Genomic DNA, 18,117 nt, shown 5'->3' with positions numbered 1-18,117 from the left:
GCCCGCCTGGCGGCTTTAGGGGTAATGAGGTTCAGGGATTGATCTGCACAATCCCCCTCACCACAAAAAGCCTCTTCGCCAAGCAGGGATTTATTCAACCCCCACCCGATTACGCCCATTGTGCTTGGCCAGGTACAGCCCCTTGTCCGCCGCCGAGATCAATTGCCGGCAATCGCTACCCTGCTGGGGGATGAAGGTCGAGACGCCGATGCTGACGGTCAGGTTTTCGCCGCCGTCGGGCGTGGTGTGGGGGATTTTCAGGGCGACGACGCCCTGGCGCAGTTTCTCGGCCATCAGCCGGGCGCCGCCCGGCGAGGTGCCGGGCAGGACCAGGGCGAACTCCTCGCCGCCGTAACGGGCCGGCAAGTCGGATGGACGGCTGCACGCCTCGCGGATCGCCGTGGCGACCTTGCGCAGCGCTTCGTCGCCTTCCAAATGGCCGAAGTTGTCGTTGTAGGCCTTGAAGTAGTCCACATCGATCATCAGCAGCGACAGCTGGCTCTGGTCGCGCATCGCCCTGCGCCATTCCAACTCCAGGTATTCGTCGAAGTGGCGACGATTGGACAACCCGGTCAGGCCGTCGGAGTTCATCAAGCGTTGCAGCACCAGGTTGGTGTCGAGCAGTTGCTGCTGGCTGACCCGCAGTGCCCGATAGGCCGCGTCGCGTTGCAAAAGCATCATGTAGGAACGCGAGTGATAGCGGATGCGCGCCACCAGCTCGATGTTGTCCGGCAACTTGACCAGGTAGTCGTTGGCCCCGGCGGCGAACGCCGCGCTCTTGACCAGCGGGTCCTCCTTGGTGGACAGGACAATGATCGGGATATCGCGGGTGGCCGGATGGTTACGGTACTCGCGCACCAGGCTCAGGCCATCCAGGCCGGGCATCACCAGGTCCTGGAGAATCACCGTCGGCTTGATGCGAACCGCATGGGCGATGGCCTGGTGAGGATCGGAGCAGAAATGGAAGTCGATGTTGTCTTCGTTCGATAGCCCGCGCCGCACCGCCTCGCCGATCATCGCCTGATCGTCGATGAGCAAGACCATGGCCGCGTTCTCATCGCGCTTGAAATCGTCTAGCTGCAGATCATTCATGGTGGCTTACCTGAGTACGCCCTGGGGCAACACTGGCGGGGTTCTTCATGGGGTAAAAATCTCCAACAGCCGAGGCGCGATAGCGTCCAGGGCGAGAATATGGGCGGCGGCGTCGATGGCGGCCGCCGCTTTGGGCATCCCGTACACCGCACTGCTGCGCTGGTCCTGGGCGATGGTCACATAGCCCTGTTCGCGCATGAGCTTAAGCCCTTGTGCACCGTCGCGACCCATGCCGGTGAGCAATACGCCCACCGCGTCACCGCTCCAGTACTGGGCGACACTTTCAAAAAACACGTCGATGGAGGGCCGGTAGATCTCGTTCACCGGCTCGGCGGTGTAGGCCAGGGTACCGTCCTTCAACAAACGCAGATGATGGTTGGTCCCGGCCAGCAACACCGTGCCGCTCTGCGGCGTCTCGCCGTGCCGGGCCAGGCGCACCGTGTGGCCCGAGACACTGCCCAGCCACTCGGCCATGCCCGCGGCAAACACCTCGTCCACATGCTGGACCAGCACGATGGCCGGGGCAAAGTTACGCGGCAGCGCCTTGAGCAGCACCTCCAGCGCCGCCGGACCGCCCGCCGACGACCCGATGGCCACCAGGCTCTTGCGCGACACTGCCGCACGCTGCGCCGTCGGCACCGGTCGTTCACGCTTGTTGCGCTCACCGATCAGCCAGCCGATGTTAGTGATCTTGCGCAGCAACGGCGCCGCCGCATCTGCCGGGTTACCGACGCCCAGGGCCGGGGTATCGACCACATCCAGCGCGCCATGGCCCATGGCCTCGAACACCCGGTGGACGTTCTGCTGGCTGTCACCGGTGACGATCACAACAGCGCAGGGACTGTCGGCCATGATCCTTCGGGTGGCCTCCACGCCATCCATGATCGGCATGAACAAGTCCATGAGGATCAGGTCCGGGGGGTATTCGGCGCAGCGCTGCACCGCCTCGGCCCCATTGACCGCCACCCAGACCAGTTGATGCGCCGGCTCGAACGCCAGGGCGCGGCGCAGGGCTTCGACCGCCAGGGGCATGTCATTGACGATGGCGATCTTCAAGCGCGTGCCCCTCCGATCAATTCAACCACGGCGTCGAGCAAGGCGTCGTCGTGGAAACTCGCCTTGGCCAGATAATAGTCGGCGCCAGCGTCCAGGCCACGGCGGCGATCCTCTTCGCGGTCCTTGTAGGACACCACCATCACCGGCAGCGATTGCAGTCGGTTGTCACGCCGCAACAGCGACACCAGTTCAATACCGTCCATGCGCGGCATGTCGATGTCGGTGATCAGCAAGTCGAAATCCTCCGAGCGCAAGGCGTTCCAACCGTCCATGCCATCCACCGCCACCGCCACGTCGTAGCCGCGATTGAGCAACAACTTGCGCTGCAGCTCGCGCACAGTCAGGGAATCGTCCACCACCAGGATCCGCTTGCGCGGGGCCTGGGCCTGGTTCTGCCGGGCGATGCGCTCCAGGCGTCCGGTATCGAGCAACTTGTCCACCGAACGCAACAGGTCTTCGACATCGACAATCAACACCACTGAGCCATCGTCGAGCAAGGCCCCGGCGGAAATGTCCTGGACCTTGCCCAGGCGTTCGTCCAGGGGCAGGACCACCAGGGTCCGCTCGCCAACGAAGCGCTCCACCGCCACGCCGTAGATCGTCTCGCGCTCGCGGATCACCACGACCTTGAGGGTCTGGCTGCTGCCTTGCGTCGCCGGGCGATTGAGCAATTGGCTGGCGGCGACCAGCCCGATATGCCGGCCCTCGTGCCAGAAATGCTGGCGGCCTTCGACCTGGACGATGTCCTCCGGCGCCAGGTCGCACATGCGTTCGATGTGGGCCAGGGGAAAGGCGTACGCTTCATCGCCGACTTCCACCACCAGGCTGCGCACCACCGACAGCGTCAGCGGCACCTCAAGATGGAAACGACTGCCCTCGCCCGCCGTCTGCTCCAGCACCACCGCGCCGCGCAACTGCCGGACCATGTGCTGGACCGCGTCCAGGCCGACGCCGCGCCCGGACACTTCGGTGACTTTGTCGCGCAGGCTGAAACCGGGCAGGAACAGGAAGGTCAGCAGTTCCTCCTCGCTGAGGCTGGCGGCGGTTTGCTCAGGGGAAAGGCCACGCTCGACGATGCTGCGGCGTACCCGATCCAGGTCCACCCCGGCGCCGTCGTCCGCCAGCTCCAGCACCAACAGGCCAGCCTGATGGGAAGCCCGCAGGCGGATCAGGCCTTCGGCGGGCTTGCCGGCCAGTATTCGTTGCTCCGGGGATTCGATGCCATGGTCCACGGCATTGCGCAGCAAATGCGTCAGCGGCGCTTCGAGCTTTTCCAGCACATCGCGGTCGACCTGGGTCTTCTCGCCTTCAATCTCCAGGCGCACCTGTTTGCCCAGGCTGCGGCCCAGGTCACGGACCATGCGTGCCTGACCCGAAAGCACATCGGCGAACGGGCGCATGCGACAGGCCAGCGCCGTGTCATACAGCACCTGCGCCCGCTGACTGGCCTGCCAGGCGAATTCATCCAGCTCGGCGGTTTTCTGCGCCAGCAATTGCTGGGTTTCGGCGAGCAAACGGCGAGCATCGCCAAGGGCTTCCTGGGCTTGCAGGCTCAGGGCATGGTCCTTGAGGTGCACGTTCAGCTCTTCAAGGGCGCGCAAACCGCTGCTTTGCTGGCGCTTGAGCCGCTGCATCGTCGCCAGCCAGGGCTTGAGGCGCTGGGTCTCCACCAGGGACTTGCTCGACAGATCGAGCAAGCTGTTGAGGCGTTCGGCCGTGACCCGCAAGACCCGCTCGCCGCCTTCGGTGACCCGTTTGCGCTTGGGGGCCGGCTCCGTTGCCGGGAGCGGTTCCACTTCCGGCAGCTCGATGCGTAGCGGCTCGACCGGTGTCTCGACGCTTGGTAAGACCACTGCCGGGGCCTGTGGCGCGTTGGGATCAAGCAGACGCCCCATCAACGCCACATAGGCGTCGATGTCCGGGGCGCCGACGCTGTTGCCCGGGGTGGCGATGCGCGTCAGCAGGTCAGTACCTTGCAGCAAGGCATCGATGTGTTCAGCGCCCAGCACCAGGCGCCGCTCCTGGGCGCTGACCAGGCAATCTTCCATCACATGGGCCACGCTAACCCCGGCGTCCACCCCGACTATGCGTGCCGCACCCTTGAGGGAATGCGCCGCGCGCATGCACGACTCCAGGTAATCGGCCTGGGTCGGATCGCGCTCCAGGGCCAGCAGGCCGGCACTCAACACCTGGACCTGGGCTTCGGCTTCCAGGCTGAACAGCTCCAGCAACGAGGCGTCGCGCATCTGATCAGGGGTCATGACAGGCTCCGAGCCACGGCGGACAGCAGTTGTTCTTCATCCAGCCAGCGCAGGCTGCGGCCCTTGAAGGGCAGCACACCACGGGTGTACTTGCCCGTCGATTGCGAAGCGCTCGCCAGGATGCGCTCATCGATGGCGTGGATGCCGTCCACCTCATCCACCGGCACCACCACCGGCCCGCCCTTGGCCGCGACAATCAACATGCGCGGCATCACCCGTGCGCCGGAAACCACCGCCGCGCCGGGCTCCAGGTCCAACAGCTCCACCAGCGACAGGCAGGCCACCAGCGCCCCGCGTACATTCGCCACGCCCAACAAGGCCCGCGAGCGCTGGTGGGGCAAGGAATGGATCGGCTGCAATGGTGCCACTTCCACCAGGCTGCGCGTCGTCAGGCCCAGCCATTCCTCGCCGAGGCGGAACATCAGCAGCGAGCGCGTGACCACATCGGTGTCCGCGGGGGCAAGGGACAGATCCCGCTGATCCTGCGGCAAGGCATAACGGTCGAGCAGCCGGGTGGCGGCCGCCGAATACACCGAGCAATTGCGGCAATGGATATGCTCGACCAGCAAAGGACAGGATTTGTCGCCATGCACCCCGATGCGATTCCAGCAGTCGTCGATAGCCTGAGCATCGTCATGGGTGACGGAATAAGAAGCCGAACCGCTCATCGTTTGTGCTCACTGTCTGCCGCGCGCCCGCTACGGGCGGCGCGTTCCTGCAATCGACGGGCTCCGGCCGCGTCTCCCTGGGAAGCCAGCAGCGCCGCCAGATGCACCAGGGCCTCGGCGTGTTGCGGTTCAAGATAAAGCGCCTTGCGATAAAAACCCTGGGCTTCAAGCGCGCTGCCAGCCATGTCGCTGAGCAGGCCCAACCAATAGAACACCTGGGCGTTTGGCGCGTGGCTGCGCAAGTAGGCTTCGCAAGCCACCCGGGCCTCGGCGCTTTTACCACCGTTGGCCAGGGCAGCGATATTGGCCAGCAAGGTCGCCGCGTCGCTGCTTTTGGGCTCGACAATCGGCGTCACGCTCGCCGCAAACGGTCGCGGCCGAATCACCGGCGCAACGACACGGGGCGGAGGCTGACGAACCGGCAGCGGGGTCGGCATCAAGGCCGGTAACGGTTGCGGCTCGGGTGCCCCCTGGCGGCTGAAGGCGAACGATTGGGCGACCCCGATCGAGCGCATGCCCAGTCGGCCGAGCAAGCTGCCCTCGGCGGGGCCGATAAACAGCACACCGTCCTGATGGGTCAGGCGCTTGAGCACCTCGAACACCTGCTGCTGGGTCGGCTGGTCGAAATAGATCAACAGGTTGCGACAGAACACAAAGTCGTAAGGTGCCTCGTTCGCCAACAAAGCCGGATCCAGCAGGTTGCCCACTTGCAAACGCACCTGTTCGCGCACCCGCTCGCTGAGGCGGTAGCCCTCGTCTTCGGCGTCGAAGTAACGCTCGCGAAAACCCAGCTCCGCGCCACGGAAGGAATTCCTGCCGTAACGCGCTTCCTTGGCCCGCGCCACCGACAGCGGGCTGACGTCCAGGCCGTCCACCTTGAACTGATGTGGCCCCAGGCCTGCGTCGAGCAAGGCCATGGCAATCGAATAAGGTTCTTCGCCGGTGGAACACGGCAAGCTGAGGATACGCAGCGCGCGCAGGTGCTTGATCTCGGCCAGGCGCTTGACGGCCAGCCTGGCGAGGGTCGCGAAGGATTCGGGGTAGCGGAAGAACCAGGTCTCCGGGACGATCACCGCTTCGATCAGCGCTTGCTGCTCCTGGGCCGAATGCTGCAGGCCTTGCCAGTACTCATCGGCGGTTCGCCCGGGCACGGCAATGATGCGTTGGCGCACGGCCCGCTCAATGATCGCGGTGCCGACGGAGGTCACATCCAGGCCGATGCGCTCCTTGAGAAAATCGAAAAAACGCTGGTCGTTGTTCATGGCGTTGCCTCGAGGTCGTCGAGGTTCAGCGGCGGCGCAGGAAACAGCAGCGCCCGAACGGATTCATCGAGCAGGTCATTGACGCGCACCCATTGCAGCAACCCGTGGGCATCTTCGCGCACCGGGCCGAGGTACGGCGCCTGCCGGTTGTCCAGGCCATAGGGTTTGAAATCGGCCGGGTCACAGCGCACGGTGTCGGTCGCCTGTTCCAGGATCAGGCCCAGCACCTGTCCCGTTTGTTGCGCGTCGCCCTGATAGCGCACCAGCACCAGTCGCGTACTGGTCCGGGCCTGTGCGCTCTGGCCAAAGGTCAGGGCGCACAGGTCGATCACCGGCACCACCGTGCCACGCCAGGCAAACACCCCCGCCACCCAGGACGGCGCCCGGGCAATCGGCTTGAGGGGCAGGCGCGGCAGCACTTCCACCACATCGATGGCCTGCAGGGCGTAACGTTCGTTGCCGATGCAGAACACCAGGAACAACGACTGGCGGGCCGTCGGTGCGGCGCCACGCCGGGTCTCGAGTTCGCCCATCAGACTTTGAAACGCGAGACGCCGCTGCGCAGCCCTACGGCTACCTGGCTCAGCTCGTCGATGGCGGAACTGGCCTGGCGCAGGGAATCCACGGTCTGGCTGCTGGCATCGCCCAACTGCACCAGGGCGTGGTTGATCTGCTCGGCACCGGTGGCCTGGGCCTGCATGCCTTCGTTGACCATCAACACCCGCGGCGCCAGGGCCTGGACCTGATGGATGATCTGCGACAGTTGCTCACCCACCTGCTGCACTTCGGCCATGCCTCGACGCACTTCTTCGGAAAACTTGTCCATGCCCATCACCCCGGCCGATACCGCGGACTGGATCTCGCGCACCATCTGCTCGATGTCATAGGTCGCTACGGCGGTCTGGTCAGCCAAGCGTCGTACTTCAGTGGCGACCACGGCGAAACCACGACCGTACTCGCCGGCCTTTTCGGCCTCGATGGCCGCGTTGAGGGATAACAGGTTGGTCTGGTCGGCCACTTTGACGATGGTCACCACCACCTGGTTGATGTTGCCGGCCTTCTCGTTGAGGATCGCCAGCTTGGCGTTCACCAGGTCGGCGGCGCCCATCACCGAATGCATGGTTTCCTCCATGCGCGCCAGGCCTTGCTGACCGGAGCCGGCGGCCACCGAAGCCTGATCGGCGGCGGTGGACACTTCGGTCATGGTGCGCACCAGGTCTCGGGAGGTGGCGGCGATTTCCCGGGACGTCGCGCCGATCTCGGTGGTGGTGGCGGCGGTTTCGGTGGCCGTGGCCTGTTGCTGGCGCGAGGTGGCGGCGATCTCGGTCACCGAGGTGGTGACCTGCACGGAGGAGCGTTGGGCCTGGGACACCAGTGAGGTCAGCTCGGCCATCATGTCGTTGAAGCCGGTTTCCACTGCACCGAATTCGTCTTTGCGCGCCAGGTTCAGGCGCCCGCTCAGGTCGCCGCTGCGCATGATCTCGAGGATCTCGACGATGCGGTTCATCGGTCCCATGATCGCCCGCATCAACAGCAGGCCACAGAGTACGGCGACGATCAACGCGACCAGGAACGACAGGCCCATGGCGACCTTGGCCGCCGTTACCGCATCGCCGATGGTCTGGGTGGCGTTTTCCGCCAGCTCACGATTGCGCTCGATGATGTGATTCAAATGCCCGCGGCCGCCGATCCATTCTGGCGTCAGCTCTTTGTCCAAAGCCTGCCGCGCCCCTTCGTAGTCCTTGCGCTGGTACAAGTCCAGGACCTTTGCCATGGCCTGGTTGAACGCCAGGTGATTGGCCTCGAACTCGTCGAAAGAGGCTTGGTCGGCGGGGTTCTGGATCAGTTTTTGATAGTTCTGCATCTCTTCGCGCAGGTGCTGCTCGAAGCCCTGGTAGCGGGCCTTATCCTCAGCGGTGATTTCCCGGTTGCCCGAAAGGCCGACGATTTGTTGGGTCAAGACGTAGCTGTCAACCCAGCCACCGCGAATCATGGAGCTGTAATACACCCCTGGCACCGCATCGACCCGGACGTTTTCTTCACTGTCCTCGATCTTCAACAACCGTGAATACGAGACAACCACCATCAACAGCATGATGGCGATGATCACTGCAAAACTCGCCAGGATGCGTTGGCGCAATGTCCAATTCTTCACGGTAAAACCTCGGGCATTTGAAATGCTGGGGAGTATAGCCGAGGGCGGCACCGGGCCTGTATGGCGGTTTGAGGGGATTTTTGACGAAGGCGAGGCTCGTAGTTTTCTCAAGATGAGCAATGCCCCCGTGGGAGCGAGCTTGCTCGCAATAGCGGCGTGTCAGACCACGCGGCTGTGACTGACCGAACCCCATCGCGAGCAAGCTCGCTCCCACAGGGAATGAGGTGGGACTGATCTATACAGTCGCCTGGCGCACCTGTTTCTCCAACTCCACCTTCAGCCCCGGCTCCAGCTTGAGTTGGCGCGCCAGTTCATCGAGGTAGGACTTCTCCATGAAATTTTCCTCGTCCACCAGCATCACGCTGGCGATGTACATTTCCGCTGCCATTTCCGGGGTGCTGGCAGCGCGGGCGACGTCGGTGGGGTCCAGGGGCTTGTTGAGTTCGGCGTGCAGCCAGTGTTGCAGTTCCTGGTCGTTGTCGAGCTTGGTGAATTCGCCTTCGATCAACTGCCGCTCGCGCTCGTCCACATGGCCGTCGGCCTTGGCCGCCGCCACCAGCGCCTTGAGGATCGCCTGGCTGTGCTGCTCGACCTGCGCCGGGGGCACGCGGTCGAGGGTCTGCGGTTCGGTTTTCGGCGCGGTGCCTTGCTGGGCCTGCCAATTGCCGTAGGCCTTGTAGGCGATCACGCCCAAGGCCGCGAGACCACCATAGGCCAGGGCCTTGCCACCGAAGCTGCGGGCTTTCTTGTTGCCCAGCAACAGGCCCATGGCCCCGGCGGCCAGAGCGCCGCCGCCCGCACCGGAAAGCATCCCGCCAAGGTTGCCGGAGCCGCCGAGCAAACCGCCCAGACCGCCGGAGGACTTGCCTTGGGACCCGCCAGCCTTGTTCTGCAACATTTCCTGGCCGGACTTGAGAAGCTGATCGAGCAATCCACGGGTGTTCATTTGTTGTCTCCACATTTCGGGTCAACGTAAGGCCACCAGCCTAGATCGAAAGTGCCCCGGCGCCGTTGGCGAGATTGCTTCCAGATGTTGCCTGGCTCATTCCAAGACACACTCCCCTTTCATTCTAAAAAAACGATATACACTCCAGCACATCGATAAAACCGCCCACCGGATATTCGACCATGATGACCCTGCGCCAGATCCGCCATTTCATCGCCGTGGCCGAAACCGGCTCCATCTCTGCCGCTGCGCAAACGGCGTTCATTTCCCAGTCGACCTTGACCCTGGCCATCCAGCAACTGGAGCAGGAAATCGGCGTCAGCCTGTTCAACCGCCACGCCAAGGGCATGACCCTGACCCATCAGGGTCATCAATTCCTGCGCCAGGCCCATTTGATCCTGGCCACCGTCGACAACGCCAAGCGCAGCCTGCAACAGAGCACCGACCAGGTCGCCGGCCAGGTCACCATCGGCGTCACCAGCCTGGTCGCCGGCTATTACCTGGCGGACCTGCTGACCCGTTTCCAGCGCGCCTATCCCAACGTGGAGATCCGGGTGATGGAGGACGAGCGGCCGTATATCGAGCATTTGCTGGTCAGCGGCGAAATCGACGTCGGGGTGTTGATCCTGTCCAACCTGGAAGACCGCCACGCCTTGCAGACCGAAGTGCTGACGCATTCACCACACCGTTTGTGGCTGCCAGCGCAGCACCCGCTGCTGGAACACGACAGCATCAACCTGGCCGACGTGGCCCGCGAGCCGCTGATCCAGCTGAACGTCGATGAAATGGACCGCAACGCCCAGCGCCTGTGGCGCGGTGCCGGTCTGCAACCCAGGGTCACCCTGCGCACCGCCTCGACCGAAGCGGTGCGCAGCCTGGTGGCGGCAGGCTTGGGGGTGTCGATCCAGCCGGACATGACCTACCGCCCTTGGTCGCTGGAAGGCGACATCATCGAAGCGCGACCGATTGCCGACCTCAACCAGACCCTCGACGTCGGCCTGGCCTGGCGCCGGGGCACGGCGCGACCGGCGTCGGTCGACCCGTTCCTGGCCGTCGCCCGGGAACAACCCCATGGCGGGCGAAAGCCATCTATTTAATCGAACGTAGCCTTGAGTATTTCGAATTTGTCGGCCTCGGATCTGAGCACTAATCTGACTGCACGCCTCTTTCCTGTGGGAGCGAGCTTGCTCGCGATAGCGGTGGGTCAGGCAACATAGATTCGACTGACAAACCGCTATCGCGAGCAAGCTCGCTCCCACAGGTTCTTTGTTTCAACTGAGACCTATAAAAATGGCTGGTACGCAAACCCCGTTGTGCACCGCGTTGCTGATCGACGGGGAACTGGTTCCCGGTGAAGGCATTGTCGAGCCGATCCTCAACCCGGCCACTGGCGAAGTGGTGGCTCACATCGCCGAGGCCAGTACCGAGCAGGTCGAAGCCGCGATCCTCGCCGCCCACCAGGCCTTCGACGGCTGGTCGCGCACCACGCCGCAACAACGCTCTAACCTGCTGCTGGACATCGCCAGCGCCATCGAAAAGAACGCCGATGAGCTGGCCCGCCTCGAATCCCTGAACTGCGGCAAGCCGCTGCACCTGGCGCGCCAGGACGACCTCAGTGCGACGGTGGATGTATTCCGTTTCTTCGCTGGCGCCGTGCGCTGCCAGACCGGCCAGCTCAGTGGCGAATACCTGCCCGGCTACACCAGCATGGTGCGCCGCGACCCGATTGGCGTGGTGGCGTCCATTGCACCGTGGAATTACCCGATCATGATGGCCGCGTGGAAAATCGCCCCGGCCCTGGCTGCCGGTAATACGCTGGTGTTCAAGCCGTCGGAACACACACCGCTGTCGATCCTGGCCCTGGCGCCGACACTGGCCCAGATCCTGCCACGGGGCGTGATCAACATCCTCTGCGGGGGCGGCGAAGGTGTGGGCAGCCATCTGGTCAGCCATCCCAAAGTGCGCATGGTCTCGTTGACCGGCGATATCGTCACCGGGCAGAAGATCCTCCAGGCAGCGGCGAAAACCCTCAAGCGCACGCACCTGGAACTGGGCGGCAAGGCGCCGGTGATCGTGTGCAACGACGCCGACATCCAGGCCGTGGTCGAAGGCGTGCGCACCTATGGTTATTACAACGCCGGGCAGGATTGCACGGCGGCGTGTCGGATCTACGCCCAAGGCGCGATTCACGACCGCCTGGTGGCCGAACTCGGCGCGGCGGTCAGCAGCCTGCGCTTTGCCGGCAAGCGCGACGCCGACAATGAGATCGGCCCGCTGATCAGCACCCGCCAGCGCGACCGGGTCGCCAGTTTTGTCGAGCGCGCCCTCGGCCAGCCACACATCGAACGCATTACCGGCGCGGCGGTGCATTCCGGCGCCGGTTTCTACTACCAACCCACGCTGCTGGCCGGCTGCAAGCAAAGCGATGAAATCGTCCAGCGCGAAGTGTTCGGCCCGGTCGTCACCGTGACCCGCTTCGACGAACTCAGCCAGGCGGTGGACTGGGCCAACGATTCCGAATACGGCCTGGCTTCTTCGGTATGGACCCAGAACCTCGACAAGGCCATGCAAGTGGCGGCGCGGCTGCAATACGGCTGCACCTGGATCAACAGCCATTTCATGCTGGTCAGCGAAATGCCCCACGGCGGCCTGAAACGTTCGGGCTACGGCAAAGACCTATCCAGCGATTCGCTCCAGGACTACAGCGTGGTGCGCCACATCATGGCCCGCCACGGCCAGCATCTGTAGATAACAGCACTACTCTAATAACAGGCCATCCATGGCGCTTCACCCTGTTCGAACACTGCCCCGACCATAATTAAAGCAAGAGGGATTTCCATGTACGCGCACAAGACCGTATTGCTCAGTGCAATCACCACGGCGCTGCTGACCAGCGTCAGCCTCCAGGCCGCCGAACCGCTCAAGGCCGTTGGCGCCGGTGAGGGCCAACTGGATATCGTCGCCTGGCCGGGTTACATCGAACGCGGCGAAAGCGACAAGGCCTACGATTGGGTCACCGGTTTCGAGAAGGAAACCGGTTGCAAGGTCAATGTGAAAACTGCCGCTACGTCCGACGAAATGGTCAGCCTGATGACCAAGGGCGGCTACGACCTGGTCACCGCCTCGGGCGACGCCTCGTTGCGGCTGATTGCCGGCAAGCGCGTGCAGCCGATCAACACCGCGCTGATCCCCAACTGGAAAAACCTCGACCCGCGCCTCAAGGATGCACCGTGGTACGTGGTCAACCAGCAGACCTACGGCACCCCGTACCAGTGGGGCCCGAACGTGCTGATGTACAACACCGACGTGTTCAAGCAGGCGCCCGTCAGTTGGAGCGTGCTGTTCAGCGCCCAGAACCTGCCCGACGGCAAGCCGAACAAAGGCCGCGTGCAAGCCTACGATGGCCCGATCTACATCGCCGACGCGGCGCTCTACCTCAAGACCGCCAAGCCTGAGCTGGGCATCAAGGACCCATACCAACTCGACGAAGCCCAGTACAAGGCCGTGTTGGAATTGCTGCGGGCCCAGCAGCCGCTGATCCACCGCTACTGGCACGACACCACCGTGCAGATGAGCGATTTCAAGAACGAAGGCGTGGTGGCCTCTGGCGCCTGGCCATATCAGGTCAACGGCCTGATGAACGAGAAGCAACCGATCGCCTCGACCATTCCGAAAGAAGGCGCCACCGGGTGGGCCGACACCACGATGTTGCACGCCGAGGCCAAGCACCCCAACTGCGCGTACAAGTGGATGGACTGGTCGCTGCAACCGAAAGTCCAGGGTGACGTGGCGGCGTGGTTCGGCTCGTTACCGGCGGTGCCCGCGGCGTGCAAGGGCAGCGAACTGCTGGGCGCCGAAGGCTGCAAGACCAACGGTTTCGATCAGTTCGACAAGATCGCCTTCTGGAAAACCCCACAGGCCGAGGGCGGCAAGTTCGTGCCGTACAGCCGCTGGACCCAGGACTACATTGCGATCATGGGCGGGCGCTAAGCCCAATCAGTCGGTGTAGTTCGCTGTGTGGGAGCAAGGCTTGCCCGCGATGAAGATGATGCGGTCTCCCGGGGAACCGAGGCGCCTGTATCGCGAGCAAGCTTTGCTCCCATAGCGTTGCTCTCACAGGTCTGGTGCACGGCAACCCACCCACGATCCAATAGAAGTCGCACTTTTTGGAGCCCCGCACCATGACGCTTGCAGTCCAATTCACCCAGGTATCCCGTCAGTTCGGCGATGTGAAGGCCGTTGACCGGGTTTGCATCGACATCCAGGACGGCGAGTTCTTTTCCATGCTGGGCCCGTCCGGTTCGGGCAAGACCACCTGCCTGCGACTGATCGCCGGGTTCGAACAACCCAGTGCCGGCTCGATCCGCATCCACGGCGAAGAGGCCACCGGGCTTGCGCCGTACCAACGGGACGTCAACACGGTGTTCCAGGATTACGCCCTCTTCCCCCATATGAACGTGCGCGACAACGTGGCCTACGGTCTGAAAGTCAAAGGCGTCGCCAAGGCCGAGCGCATCCAGCGCGCTGACGAAGCGCTGGAGATGGTTGCCCTGGGCGGCTACGGCGAACGCAAGCCGGTGCAGCTCTCCGGCGGCCAGCGCCAACGCGTGGCCTTGGCCCGCGCGCTGGTCAATCGCCCGCGGGTGTTGCTGCTCGATGAACCCTTGGGCGCCCTCGACCTGAAGCTGCGTGAGCAAATGCAGGGCGAATTGAAGAAGCTGCAACGCCAGTTGGGCATCACCTTCATTTTCGTCACCCACGACCAGACCGAAGCGCTGTCGATGTCCGACCGCGTGGCGGTGTTCAACAAGGGCCGCATCGAACAAGTCGATACCCCACGCAACCTGTACATGAAACCGGCGACCACCTTCGTCGCCGAATTCGTCGGCACCTCCAACGTGATCCGTGGCGAGCTGGCCCGGGAACTGAGCGGTTATCCACAACCGTTCTCGATTCGCCCGGAACACGTGCGTTTCGCCGAAGGTCCGTTGGCCAGTGGTGAGATCGAAGTCCACGGCCTGCTGCACGACATTCAGTACCAGGGCAGCGCCACACGCTACGAGTTGAAACTTGCCAACGGCCAGACCCTGAACCTCAGCCAGGCCAACACCCAGTGGCTCGACAACACAGCCCAGCACCAGACCGGCCAGCACCTGAGCGTACGCTGGGCGCGGGAGGCGATGGTCGCGTTGCACGACACTGTCAGTGGCGAGGTGTGAGATGAACACCCTGGCCATCGCTCAAACGCCCACACCCGGTTCACCGTTGCGACGATTTTCCAACCTGCTGTACCGGCGCCCCAACCTGTACCTGTCGATGTTGCTGGTGCCACCGCTGATCTGGTTCGGCGCGATCTACCTGGGCTCGCTGCTGACCTTGCTGTGGCAGGGTTTCTACACCTTCGACGACTTCACCATGGCGGTCACGCCGGACCTGACCCTGGCGAATTTCGCGGCGCTGTTCCAGCCGTCGAACTTCGACATCATTTTGCGCACCCTGAGCATGGCGATAGCGGTGTCCATCGCCAGCGCCATCGTCGCGTTCCCGATTGCCTACTACATGGCGCGCTACACCAGTGGCAAGACCAAGGCGTTTTTCTACATCGCGGTGATGCTGCCGATGTGGGCCAGCTATATCGTCAAGGCCTATGCCTGGACGCTGCTGCTGGCCAAGGGTGGCGTGGCGCAGTGGTTCGTCCAGCACCTGGGCCTGGGGCCGGTGTTGCAGTTCGTGCTGGGAATCCCGGGCGTGGGTGGCAGCACCTTGTCCACCTCACACCTGGGGCGTTTTCTGGTATTCGTCTACATCTGGCTGCCGTTCATGATCCTGCCGATCCAGGCGTCCCTGGAGCGTCTGCCGCCATCGCTGCTGCAAGCCTCGGCAGACCTGGGCGCCAGGCCACACCAGACGTTCATGCAGGTGATCCTGCCGCTGTCGATCCCCGGCATCGCCGCCGGCTCGATCTTCACCTTCTCGCTGACCCTGGGGGATTTCATCGTGCCGCAACTGGTGGGCCCGCCGGGCTACTTCGTCGGCAGCATGGTCTACGCCCAGCAAGGCGCCATCGGCAACATGCCCATGGCCGCGGCGTTCACCCTGGTGCCCATCGTGCTGATCGCCATCTACCTGTCTATCGTCAAGCGCCTGGGGGCTTTCGATGCACTCTGACTCTCAAGACCGGGCCTCGTGGGGCTTGCGGATCGCGGCGTGGGGCGGGCTGGTGTTCCTGCATTTCCCGATCCTGATCATCTTCCTCTACGCCTTCAATACCGAGGACGCCGCGTTCAGCTTCCCGCCCAAGGGCCTGACCCTGAAGTGGTTCAGCGTCGCCTTCGCGCGCCCGGATGTGCTGGAGGCGATCAAGCTGTCGTTGCAGGTCGCAGCCATCGCCACGCTGATCGCCATGGTGCTTGGCACGCTGGCCTCGGCGGCGCTGTACCGGCGCGATTTCTTCGGCAAGCAAGGCATTTCGCTGATGCTGATCCTGCCGATTGCCTTGCCGGGCATCATCACCGGCATTGCGCTGCTGGCGACCTTCAAGACCCTGGGCATCGAGCCCGGCATGTTCACCATCATCGTCGGCCATGCCACTTTTTGCGTGGTGATCGTCTACAACAACGTCATCGCCCGCCTGCGCCGTACCTCCCACAGCCTGATCGAGGCTTCGATGGACCTGGGGGCCGACGGTTGGCAGACCTTTCGCTACATCATCTTGCCCAACCTCGGCTCGGCGTTGCTGGCCGGCGGAATGCTGGCGTTTGCGCTGTCATTCGACGAGATCATCGTCACCACCTTCACCGCCGGCCACGAACGCACGCTGCCGCTGTGGCTGCTCAACCAACTCAGCCGCCCTCGCGATGTACCAGTGACCAACGTGGTGGCAATGCTGGTGATGATGGTCACGATGTTGCCGATATTGGGCGCGTATTACCTGACCCGAGGCGGAGAGAGCGTGGCCGGTAGCGGCGGGAAGTAGAAGGGCTTTTTGTGGGAGCGAGCTTGCTCGCGATGACTGACAAATATTCAACACAGATGTCGACTGTAAGACCGTTATCGCGAGCAAGCTCGCTCCCACAGGGATCGGTTCCAGCAGACACAAGACTGCTTCGATGAGGACAATGCTATGCAAACCAAACTGCTGATCAACGGCCACCTGGTGAACGGCGAAGGCCCTGGCCAAGCGGTGTTCAACCCGGCGCTGGGCCGGGTGCTGGTGGAAATCAATGAAGCCAGCGAGGCCCAGGTCGATGCCGCCGTGCGCGCCGCCGACACCGCCTTCGAGTCTTGGTCGCAAGTGCCGCCCAAGGACCGTTCGCTGTTGCTGCTCAAGCTGGCCGATGCCATCGAAGCCCACGGCGAGGAACTGGCGAAGCTGGAGTCGGACAACTGCGGCAAACCCTTGAGCGCCGCACTGAATGACGAGATCCCGGCGATTGCTGACGTGTTCCGTTTCTTTGCCGGCGCCAGCCGCTGCATGAGTGGTTCGGCGGGCGGTGAATACCTGCCGGGGCATACCTCGATGATCCGCCGCGACCCGGTGGGCGTCATCGCCTCCATCGCGCCGTGGAACTACCCGTTGATGATGGTCGCCTGGAAAATCGCCCCGGCCCTGGCCGCCGGTAATACCGTGGTGCTCAAGCCATCGGAGCAGACTCCGCTGACCGCGCTGCGCCTGGCAGAACTGGCGTCGGAAATTTTCCCAGCTGGCGTGCTCAACGTGATATTCGGTCGTGGGCAAACCGTCGGCAACCCGCTGGTCACCCACCCGAAAGTGCGCATGGTGTCGCTGACCGGCTCCATCGCCACCGGCTCGAACATCATTTCCAGCACGTCCGACAGCGTCAAGCGCATGCACATGGAGCTGGGCGGCAAGGCCCCGGTGATCATTTTCGACGACGCCGACATTGACGCGGCCGTGGAAGGCATCCGTACCTTCGGTTTCTACAACGCCGGCCAGGACTGCACCGCAGCCTGCCGCATCTATGCCCAGCAAGGCATCTACGACCAGTTCGTCGAGAAGCTCGGCGCCGCGGTGGGCAGTATCAAGTACGGCCCGCAAACCGCGCCAGACACCGAGATGGGCCCACTGATCACCGCCCAGCACCGCGACCGCGTGGCCGGTTTTGTCGAACGGGCCATTGCCCAGCCGCATATTCGCCTGATCACCGGCGGCAAGGCCGTGGACGGCAACGGGTTCTTCTTCGAGCCGACGGTGTTGGCCGACGCCCAGCAGGATGACGAAATCGTCCGTCGGGAAGTCTTCGGGCCTGTGGTGTCCGTCACGCCGTTCCTCGACGAGGCACAAGTGCTGGCGTGGGCCAACGATTCGGACTACGGCCTGGCCTCATCGGTATGGACCGCCGACATCGGCCGAGCCCATCGTCTGTCGGCACGCCTGCAATATGGCTGCACCTGGGTGAATACCCACTTCATGCTCGTCAGCGAAATGCCCCATGGCGGTCAGAAACGTTCCGGCTATGGCAAGGACATGTCCATGTATGGACTGGAGGATTACACGGTAGTGCGGCATGTGATGTTCAAGCATTGACGACAAGACAACCTTGGCAACACATGCCTGCGCTTGCCCTGCGTTCGTCCTGCTAAGGTTTTCGTCGATCGGTGCACGCTCGCCGGTTGACGGAAATCCTGGCAGCACCTAGGGTGTCTACAACGTATA

The 18,117-nt window shown here is 63.5% G+C and carries 15 protein-coding genes; 7 read left to right on the top strand and 8 right to left on the bottom strand.

The genetic code is table 11. The annotated features are described in order from the left end of the window. Positions 1–90: 90 nt before the first annotated feature. From KI235_RS05740 to KI235_RS05705, 8 genes are all read right to left on the bottom strand, one after another. Entirely contained in the window at positions 91–1,092 is a 1,002-nt protein-coding gene (locus tag KI235_RS05740) for a diguanylate cyclase (RefSeq protein ID WP_003198149.1), read from the bottom strand. Positions 1,093–1,137: 45 nt separating this feature from the next. Beyond that, positions 1,138–2,148, bottom strand: a complete 1,011-nt coding sequence (locus KI235_RS05735) for a chemotaxis response regulator protein-glutamate methylesterase (protein WP_212795587.1) — start codon at positions 2,146–2,148, stop codon at positions 1,138–1,140. After that, on the bottom strand, positions 2,145–4,409 hold the full coding sequence (locus tag KI235_RS05730; protein WP_212795586.1) for a hybrid sensor histidine kinase/response regulator: 2,265 nt from the start codon (positions 4,407–4,409) through the stop codon (positions 2,145–2,147). The genes KI235_RS05735 and KI235_RS05730 overlap by 4 nt, the downstream gene beginning before the upstream one ends. After that, on the bottom strand, positions 4,406–5,077 hold the full coding sequence (locus KI235_RS05725) for a chemotaxis protein CheW (protein WP_028237035.1): 672 nt from the start codon (positions 5,075–5,077) through the stop codon (positions 4,406–4,408). Before KI235_RS05725 ends, KI235_RS05730 begins: the two co-directional genes overlap by 4 nt. Next, positions 5,074–6,339, bottom strand: coding sequence for a protein-glutamate O-methyltransferase CheR (locus tag KI235_RS05720; RefSeq protein ID WP_003198140.1), 1,266 nt, complete (start codon positions 6,337–6,339; stop codon positions 5,074–5,076). Before KI235_RS05720 ends, KI235_RS05725 begins: the two co-directional genes overlap by 4 nt. Then, complete coding sequence (locus KI235_RS05715; RefSeq protein WP_003198139.1) at positions 6,336–6,872, bottom strand: chemotaxis protein CheW; 537 nt, start codon at positions 6,870–6,872, stop codon at positions 6,336–6,338. Before KI235_RS05715 ends, KI235_RS05720 begins: the two co-directional genes overlap by 4 nt. After that, positions 6,872–8,494 (bottom strand): methyl-accepting chemotaxis protein, encoded by a 1,623-nt coding sequence (locus tag KI235_RS05710; protein WP_003198136.1) that lies wholly within the window; start codon positions 8,492–8,494, stop codon positions 6,872–6,874. The genes KI235_RS05715 and KI235_RS05710 overlap by 1 nt, the downstream gene beginning before the upstream one ends. A 235-nt stretch (positions 8,495–8,729) precedes the next feature. Further along, positions 8,730–9,440, bottom strand: a complete 711-nt coding sequence (locus KI235_RS05705; protein WP_003198134.1) for a tellurite resistance TerB family protein — start codon at positions 9,438–9,440, stop codon at positions 8,730–8,732. Between the two features lie 182 nt (positions 9,441–9,622). Here KI235_RS05705 and KI235_RS05700 point away from each other — a divergent pair, with 182 nt between their 5' ends. From KI235_RS05700 to KI235_RS05670, 7 genes are all read left to right on the top strand, one after another. After that, a complete protein-coding gene (locus KI235_RS05700; RefSeq protein ID WP_003198132.1) occupies positions 9,623–10,537 on the top strand; it encodes a LysR family transcriptional regulator in 915 nt (304 codons plus the stop codon). Between the two features lie 193 nt (positions 10,538–10,730). Next, entirely contained in the window at positions 10,731–12,188 is a 1,458-nt protein-coding gene (locus tag KI235_RS05695) for a gamma-aminobutyraldehyde dehydrogenase (protein ID WP_003198130.1), read from the top strand. A gap of 90 nt (positions 12,189–12,278) precedes the next feature. Next, on the top strand, positions 12,279–13,430 hold the full coding sequence (gene ydcS, locus KI235_RS05690) for a putative ABC transporter substrate-binding protein YdcS (RefSeq protein ID WP_013692365.1): 1,152 nt from the start codon (positions 12,279–12,281) through the stop codon (positions 13,428–13,430). A gap of 191 nt (positions 13,431–13,621) precedes the next feature. Then, positions 13,622–14,659 (top strand): ABC transporter ATP-binding protein, encoded by a 1,038-nt coding sequence (locus tag KI235_RS05685; RefSeq protein ID WP_003198125.1) that lies wholly within the window; start codon positions 13,622–13,624, stop codon positions 14,657–14,659. A gap of 1 nt (position 14,660) precedes the next feature. After that, positions 14,661–15,608 carry an ABC transporter permease gene (locus KI235_RS05680; RefSeq protein ID WP_013692364.1) on the top strand — a complete coding sequence of 316 codons (948 nt, stop codon included), beginning with the start codon at positions 14,661–14,663 and terminating at the stop codon, positions 15,606–15,608. Then, complete coding sequence (locus KI235_RS05675; protein WP_003198122.1) at positions 15,598–16,416, top strand: ABC transporter permease; 819 nt, start codon at positions 15,598–15,600, stop codon at positions 16,414–16,416. The genes KI235_RS05680 and KI235_RS05675 overlap by 11 nt, the downstream gene beginning before the upstream one ends. 147 nt (positions 16,417–16,563) lie before the next feature. Further along, positions 16,564–17,988 (top strand): gamma-aminobutyraldehyde dehydrogenase, encoded by a 1,425-nt coding sequence (locus KI235_RS05670; RefSeq protein ID WP_003198121.1) that lies wholly within the window; start codon positions 16,564–16,566, stop codon positions 17,986–17,988. The last annotated feature ends 129 nt before the right edge of the window (positions 17,989–18,117 follow it).

Origin of the sequence: Pseudomonas sp. St386 (genome assembly GCF_018325865.1) — a bacterium.
GTDB lineage: Bacteria > Pseudomonadota > Gammaproteobacteria > Pseudomonadales > Pseudomonadaceae > Aquipseudomonas > Aquipseudomonas brassicacearum.
Note: the sequence above shows the minus strand (reverse complement) of the source record. Positions and strands in the feature narration are given on the sequence as shown.